Source organism: Azospirillum formosense (assembly GCF_040500525.1).
Lineage (GTDB): Bacteria > Pseudomonadota > Alphaproteobacteria > Azospirillales > Azospirillaceae > Azospirillum > Azospirillum formosense_A.
Genome location: NZ_CP159403.1, coordinates 1 through 7,500 on the forward strand (window position 1 = coordinate 1; position 7,500 = coordinate 7,500).

The 7,500-nt window shown below is 73.3% G+C and carries 4 protein-coding genes; 2 read left to right on the forward strand and 2 right to left on the reverse strand.

Annotated features, from left to right (window positions below; translation table 11 throughout):
- Positions 1–972, forward strand: coding sequence for a replication protein RepA (locus tag ABVN73_RS13195; protein WP_014197970.1), 972 nt, complete (start codon positions 1–3; stop codon positions 970–972).
- A gap of 173 nt (positions 973–1,145) precedes the next feature.
- Positions 1,146–2,381 (forward strand): serine protease, encoded by a 1,236-nt coding sequence (locus ABVN73_RS13200; protein WP_353860141.1) that lies wholly within the window; start codon positions 1,146–1,148, stop codon positions 2,379–2,381.
- A 20-nt stretch (positions 2,382–2,401) separates the two neighbouring features.
- Here the strand turns inward: ABVN73_RS13200 and ABVN73_RS13205 are convergent, their stop codons facing one another.
- Positions 2,402–6,163, reverse strand: a complete 3,762-nt coding sequence (locus ABVN73_RS13205) for an AAA family ATPase (RefSeq protein WP_353860142.1) — start codon at positions 6,161–6,163, stop codon at positions 2,402–2,404.
- Complete coding sequence (locus ABVN73_RS13210) at positions 6,163–7,419, reverse strand: exonuclease SbcCD subunit D C-terminal domain-containing protein (protein ID WP_353860143.1); 1,257 nt, start codon at positions 7,417–7,419, stop codon at positions 6,163–6,165. The genes ABVN73_RS13205 and ABVN73_RS13210 overlap by 1 nt, the downstream gene beginning before the upstream one ends.
- Between the last annotated feature and the right edge of the window lie 81 nt (positions 7,420–7,500).

Here is a 7,500-nt window from a genome sequence, read left to right on the forward strand (position 1 = left end):
ATGGCGAAAATCCACGAGCAGCTTACCCTGGAGGGATTCGAGGCGGTTCTTGCCCGCACCGAAGACCCCAAGGAGCGCCGCCGTGTGATGATGGCCCATGAAGCGCTGTCCAACGAGATGGACGCGATCGGCTATCTCCACGCCGGCTTCTGCCAAGCCTCCCTGCCGCACCGCAAGCCCAAGGACGAGACCGCCCCCTGGGTGCGCAACAACGGCAAGTACCAGCTGGTCGTCCGCCCCGGCATCCTGCCGCTGCGCGACGGCACGGTCCTGGACGTCGGCGTTCCCTACGGCGCCAAGGCGCGCCTGATCATGATCTATCTGCAGACCGAGGCGCGCAAGACGCGCAGCGCCCACGTGGATCTGGGGCCGAGCATGAGCGCGTGGCTGCGCCGTCTCGGGCTGGCGCCCACGGGCGGCGAGCGCGGGAACTACAAGCCGGTGCGCGAGCAGGTGCTGCGGATCGCCCGTAGCGAATTCACCCTGCGCACCACCACCGGCCCCTCGACGGCGGAAATCTCCGACCAGCGCCTGATCGACGGCATCAAGCTGTGGCGGGACGAGGAGGACACGCCCGACCTGTTCCGCACCGGCGGCGAGTGGGTGCGCTTCGTCCGCCTGACCCAGAGCTTCTTCGAGCATCTGATGGAACACGCCGTCCCGCTGGACGAGCACGCCATCGCCAAGCTGAAGAACTCCGCCCTGGCGCTCGACGCCTATGTGTGGCTGGTCCACCGCCTGCACCGGCTGGACAAGCAGACGGTGGTGCCCTGGCACGCCCTGTCGCAGCATTTCGGCTCGGTCAGCGAGCACCGCGTCCTGGCCTTCCGCCTGAAGGAAGCCTTGAAGGACGTCATGGCCGTCTATCCCGACGCCAACATCGAACCGACCTCCAAGGGCCTCGTCCTGCGTCCCTCGGCACCGGCCGTGCCGTCGAACAAGCACCTCGTCCTGCGTCCCGTCCGCGGCTGAGGGAACGCGACCAAGGGTTCGCGGGTGGGGAGTTGCGGTTGTGTGATGCGGGCGGATCGGCGTCGGAGGGCGACGAACGCCGTTGAAGGACACGGCCAAGACGTGACATTGTTCACCGGTTGCAACCATCCGGCGCGATCGTCGCAGCGGTTGCCGCGAAGGAACCGGTTCCAATGTCCTACAGGGTCGACGACGATCTCTACCCAGCGCGCGCCGTGGTCTCGATCGAGGCCACCTGGGGAAGCCGGACCTTTGTCGGCTCGGGCTTCCTCGTTGGCCGCAACGACGTCATCACCGCCTCCCACGTCGTTTACAACGGCGCTCTCGGCGGCAAGCCGAGCAGCCTGAAGATCTACCCGTCCTACAACCCCGGCAAATCGGACAACGTCTCCTACGGCGTCGCCAAAGCCCAATTCTTCACCAACTTCGACCCGGATGCGGACGGCAAACTCTTCACCGGCGACTTCTACAGGACCACCCAGGGCGGGTCGGAGATCGACGTCGCCCTGCTCACCCTGTCCCAACCGATCGGCGACACCTACGGTTACTTCGGGATCGATTGGGGCTACGGCGGGGGGCCGGCCAGCGTGCTGGGCTATCCCACCAAGTACGGGCGCTACGAAACCTTCGACAGCGGAACCATCCGCCGCTCGACCGTCGATACGGTCTACTATGTGAACGGGGATCTGGAGATCAATCCGGGTAATTCCGGCGGGCCGATCTTTTACAGTTCCGGAGACAAGGTCTTCGCCGTCGGCGTCGTGTCGACCGCCATCGGGGCCACAGCGCTCGGCGGTCACGCCTATTGGCTGAAGGACGCCCTGTTGGCCAACGACTCCTACATCTCGAGCGCTCCGCCGGCCCCCGAATCGGAGCGGCGCGCGGTGGTGAGCGACGGCACCTCCAGCCGCGAGGTGCAGATGGAGATCTATGTCGGCCCGGTCGTTACGCTGAAGAACCTCTTCCTGGGCACCAGGTCCATCGAGATCATCATCGGCAGCAACGTCGGCGATTTCTTCAACCTGGGCGCCGGCGACGACGCCGCGGATGGCAAGGACGGCGACGACGTTCTTGACGGCGGCACCGGCTCGAACTTCCTGACGGGCGGTTCCGGTACCGACACCTTCTTCCTGGACGGGCGTGGCGGGGGGGTGACCTGGTCCACCATCACCGATTTCGAGCCGAACGAGTGGGCAACCGCCTGGGGGTGGAGGCAGGGGGTGTCAACGCTCACCTGGCAGTCCATGGCGGGCGCCGAGGGGTTCAAGGGCGCCACGGCGCACATCGACTTCGACGGCAATGGCAGCATCGATGGCAGCATTACCTTCACCGGGAAAGCCGTCGGTTCGGTCATCACCATGCCGGGGCAGGTCGGCGCCGACACCTATCTGGCCTTCCGTCTGGCCTGACGCCACCCGGACCGGCGGCGCTACAGCGGCAGCAGCAACTCCCGCTCCGCCGTCGCCTCTCCCGCCGACAGCGCCCCACGGGAGACCGTCACGGCGCTGCGCCCGCCGCCCTGCGGGGTGACGCGCACCTGCACGCCGATCCGCTCCACCAGCGCCGGGACGTGGCTGATGACGCCCACCTGCCGGCCGGTGGCCTGGAGCGCCTCCAGGCAGGACAGCGCCAGATCCAGGCTGCCGGGGTCCAGCGTGCCGAACCCCTCGTCGATGAACAGCGTGCCGATTCCGCCGCCGCCGCCGCCCGCCATGGCCGACAGGCCGAGCGCCAGGGCCAGCGACACCAGGAACATCTCGCCGCCGGAAAGGCTGTGCACGCCGCGCCGCTCGTCGCCCATCTCGCCGTCCACCACCTGGATCTCCAGGTCGGCGCCGCCCACCCGCTCCAGCCGGTAGCGGCGGGCGAGATCCGACAGATAGCGGTTCGCCTGCACAAGAAGCAGGTCGAGGCTGAGGCTCTGGGCGAAGTTCCGCAGCTTCCGCCCGTCGGCCGAGCCGATGAGCTGCGCCATGGTCGCCCACAGCCCCTGCGCCTTGCGCTGCGCCTCCACCCGGTCGAGCATGGCGGCGAGGCGGCCGCGGTTCTCCGTATCGGCGCGCAGCCGGGCCTGGGCCTCGCCCAACCGGCCGCGGGCCTCCTGCAGGCGCCGGCCGGCCTCGGGCATGGCCGCGCCGGCCTCCCCCGCGTCGAGGGCGGGGCGTCCGACGCCGTGGTGCTCCCGGCGCAGCCGCGTCCGCTCCGCCGCCAGAAGCGCCGTCTCGCGCCGGGCCGACTCGAGCGCGGCCAGCGCCCGCTCCTCTTCGGCCAACCACCCTTCGTCCCGGACCAGATGGACACGCGCCGCCTCCACCGTCACGCCGCAGCGCTCCGCCGCGGCGGCCAGGGCGTCCGCCGCCGCGTCCGCCTCGGCGGCGCAGCGGCGGGCGGAGTCGCCGCGCGTGGCGACGGTCTGCTCCGCCCCGGACAGGCGGGCCGCCGCGTCCTGGCGCGCGACCGTAGCCTGCTCGACCAGGGCCTCCGCGCGTTGGCAGGCGTCGGCCAGATCCTTCTTCACCGCGGCCACCGTCCGTCCGCCCAGCAGGGACGCCCGCGCCGCGCGCCGCTCCGCCAGAGTCGCGGCCAAACCCTCACAGCGCCGCCGGGCCGCCTGCTCGGCCTGCCGCGCCCCTTCCAGCTCCGCCGCCTTGGTGACGGCCTGCCGCTCCAGGGCCTCCACGTCCCGCCGTGCCTGGGCCAACCCCTCGCGCTGGCGCAGCAGCTCGGCGGCCCGCCCGCTGAGCGTCTCACGGAATCCATCCGGATCACGGTCGAGAGCGCTCTCCCATCCTTCCAGCCCGGCGAAGGGCAGGGCCAGTTCGGCCCGCGCCGCCGTCCGGGTGCCCGCCGCCTGGTCGCGCCGCGCCACGGCCAGCGATTCGGCGTGGCGGGCGGCGTCGCCCTGGCGGGCCCGCGTCTCGATCGCCCGCTCGGCCTCCGCCAGCGCCGCGTCCCGCTCGCGGCACGTCTGCACCGCCGCGTCGACCCGCGCCTTGTGGTCCAGCGCCTTGGCCTCGGCCCGTCCGGCCTCCGCCAGTTCCGCGTCCACATCGGCCAACCGCCGGGCGACGGTCTCCGCGTCCGGTTCGGCGGGCAACCCGGCCTCCGGCGCCCGCTCCGCCCAGCGCGCCGCCGCCGCCGTCCGGTCGGCCGCCAGGGCGGCCAGCCGTCCGTCCAAAGCCGCTGCACGCTCCCGTGCCGCGCGCGCCGCGGCGGTGTGGGCGCCCTGCTCGGTGGCCAGCCCGGTCACCTCGGCGTGCAGTGCGGCGACGTGGCGCTCCTGCTCCTCGGCAAGCCGGTCGAGCGGGGTGTGCCCGGCGCCCCAGGGGTGCTCCGTGGCGCCGCAGACGGGGCAGGCCTCGCCCTCCGCCAGCTGGGCGCGCAGCGACGCCACATCCTCGCTGCGGGCGAGGCGCAGCCGGTGGAGGGTGCTGTCCGCTTCCGCCAAGGCCGCCCGACGTTGGTCCAACCGGGCCTTGGTGTCCGCCGCGCGGGTTTCCCCGTCCGCGGCGGCGGTGCGCTGCCGCTCCCGTTCCGTCTCGGCCTCCGCGGCGTCCGCCGCCAGCCGCGCGGCCCGCTCCGCCAATTGGGCCAAGGCCGCCAGTCCGTCCCGCCGCTGCGCCAGCGCCGTGCGGCGTCCGCGCAGGGTGTCCAACGACTCCACCGCCTCGCCCTTCAGCGCGGCCAGCGCCCGCTCGGCCTCGTCGCGCCGCGCGGCGGCGTCCTGCCGGACGGCGGACAGGCGGGTCCGTTCCGCCTCATGGGCGGCGGCCTCGGCGGCGGCCCGGTCCGCCTCCCCCTCGGCCTCCCGTGCCGCCCTTGCCGAGTCGCGGTGGCGCAGCAGCAGCGCCTCCCAGCGCGCCCACTGGTCGGCCACCGGCAACAGCGCCGTCTGTCCGGCCAGCCAGCCCTCCCGCTCCGCCGCGTCGGCGCGGGCCCGTTCCAACGCCGTCCGGGTGACGCTCCAGCGCTCCCCAATCCCCTTGGCGTCCGCCTCCGCGGTCGCGGCGTCGGCGAGCGCCACGGCCTGCTGGCCGGCCAGCGCGGCGATCTCGGCGTCCAGCGCGGCGGCCCGCTCCAGCTCCGGCTCGGCGGCGTCGATGGCAGCACGGGCCTCCTCATAGGCGCCGCGCACCGCGCGATGGCGGGCCTCGGCCTGGGCCAGCCGGTCCTGCGCCTCCGCCACCGCGGCCTGGGCGCGGGCCAGAGCCTCGCCGGCCTCCGTGGCGGCGGCGGCGCAGCGGTCGGCCTCGCCCAGCCGGGCCCGCATCGGCTGGAGACGGCGCAGCAGAGCGGCCTCCTCGCGCCGCACCCCGGCCTCCTCCCAGACCCGCTCGGCCCGCAGGTTCGCCGCGGCGGCGTCCGCCTCCGCCTTGGACAGCCGGGCGTCCTGCTCGTGCCAGGCGACGGCGGCGCGGGCCTGCTCGAACGCCGCCTCCTCCCGCCGGACCGCCTCGGCGGCGGCGGCGGCCTCGGCGTCCAGGGCGGCGCGCACGTCGTCGGTCAGCACGCCGATGCCCGCGCCTTGCGCCTCCAGCGCCTCCAGTGCCCGCTGCTCCTCGCGGGCGCGCTCGTGGGCGGCGACGGAGATGCGGGAATAGATCTCGGTGCCGGTCAGCAGCTCCAGCAGGGCGGAGCGCTCCGTCGCCGGGGCCTTCAGGAAGTTGGCGAAATCGCCCTGGGCCAGCAGGACGGCGCGGCGGAACTGCTCGAAGCTCAGCCCCAGCCGGTTGGAGATCTCGTCCAGCACGCTGGTCTTGCCGTCGCCCAGCCGCTTGCCGTCCGCGAGCGCGGTCAGGCTCATCGTCTGCTTCTGCAGCTGGCCGCGCGCGTTCTGCCGCGCCCGCCGCAATTCCCAGCGCGCCCGGTAGGCGGCGCCGTCGATCCCGGCGAAGTCCACCTCGGCCCAGCCGGACCCGGCGCCGCGGCGCAGGACGCTGCGCACGTCGGTGGTGCTGATGGCGTCGGTGTCTCCGCTGGCGCCCAGCGCCACGCCGCGCCCGTCCGGCAGCCGCGGCATGCGGTCGAACAAAGCGAGGCACAGCGCGTCCAGGATCGTGCTCTTGCCCGCACCGGTCGGGCCGGTGATGGCGAACAAGCCGGCGTGGCGCAGCGGCCCGCCGGCCAGCTCCACCGCGAAGGTCCCGTCCAGGCTGGCCAGATTGCAGCCGCGAATCGCCAGAATCCGCATCACGCACCCTCCTGCACGGTCGCGACCAGTTCATGGAAGGCGGCGAGCAGCGCCGGCTCCGGTTCGCCCTCGTGATGGCGGCGGTAGAGCCGGAGGAACACGTCCTCCGGCGCCAGATCGGCCAGATCGGCCAGAGGCACCGATTCGGCCAGCGCCTCGCCGCTGCCGGTCAGCCGCAGGGCCAGCTTCACCAGCCGCGCCGGACGCCCGGCCAGCGCCGCGACCACCTCCTCGCGCAGGGCGGGACGGGGCGCCGGCAGTTCGACCGAGACCTCGATGTAGGGCCAAGCCTCCCGCGGCAGCTCATCGCTCAGTTCCAGGGCGGCCAGCGCCGCCAGGGCATCCTCCGGCGCGGCGAACCGCCCGCCGCCGGGGATGCGCCGGATGGCGACGAAGCGGGGCACCCGCAGGGCCTCGACCCCGACCAGCCGTCCCTCCGCGACGTCGGCCAGCACCACCTGATGCGGGTAGGGCTCCTCGTCCACCGCCAGCGGGAGGGGGGAGCCGCTGTAGCGCACCGACTCGCGCCTTCCCACCGCCTGGGCCCGGTGCAGATGGCCGAGCGCCACATAGGCCGCGTCCTCGGGAAAGACGTCCACCGGCAGCGCGTGCTGGTTGCCGCCGAGGATCTTGCGCTCGCTGAGTTCGGACAGGGCGCCGTCGCGCATGTAGCAATGGCCGGTGAGAATCAGCGCCTCGCCGGGCCGCAAGGCGCGCCGCCCGGCCTCCGCGGCCTCGGCGTAGACCCGGCGCACCCCCTCGACCAGCGGGTCGGCGCCCGCCGCGATCTCCTCCTCGCTCAACGGCGGCAGGTCGGCGGGGCGGAGATAGGGCACCGCGACGCAGCGCGCGGCGACCGTACCGTCGCGGCCGGTCAGCGGGACCACCAGCCCCTCCGGTGCGAAGCCGCCGTCCCCGTCGACCGGCAGGGCGCCGACCACCCGCACCCCCATCTCCGTCAGCAGCGGGGAGGGCGCCTCCAGACGGCTGCCGCTGTCGTGGTTGCCGGCGACCACCACGATGTCCAGCGCCGGGCAGCGCGCCCTGGCCTTCGCCAGGAACCGGTAGAACAGGCCGAGCGCCGGAATCGGCGGGTTCTGCCCGTCGAACACATCCCCGGCGATGACCAGCGCATCGACGGCCCGATCCTCGAGCCGGTCGAGAAGCCAATCAAGGAATCGCGCATGCTCGTGCTCGCGCGCGAAGCCGTGCAGAGTCTGCCCGAGGTGCCAGTCGGCGGTGTGGAGAAGACGCATGGGGGAAAGCGGGTCCATCGGAAAGGGACCGGCATTCTACGAAAGCGCGGCGGCGAAGGCGCCGTGTGAAAAAGGCAGCGG

Excerpts from the sequence above, each read along its gene's own strand:
- ABVN73_RS13205 (WP_353860142.1), bottom strand. The coding sequence starts at position 6,163 with ATGCGGATTCTGGCGATTCGCGGCTGCAATCTGGCCAGCCTGGACGGG.
- ABVN73_RS13210 (WP_353860143.1), bottom strand. The coding sequence starts at position 7,419 with ATGCGTCTTCTCCACACCGCCGACTGGCACCTCGGGCAGACTCTGCAC.
- ABVN73_RS13200 (WP_353860141.1), top strand. The coding sequence starts at position 1,146 with ATGTCCTACAGGGTCGACGACGATCTCTACCCAGCGCGCGCCGTGGTC.
- ABVN73_RS13195 (WP_014197970.1), top strand. The coding sequence starts at position 1 with ATGGCGAAAATCCACGAGCAGCTTACCCTGGAGGGATTCGAGGCGGTT.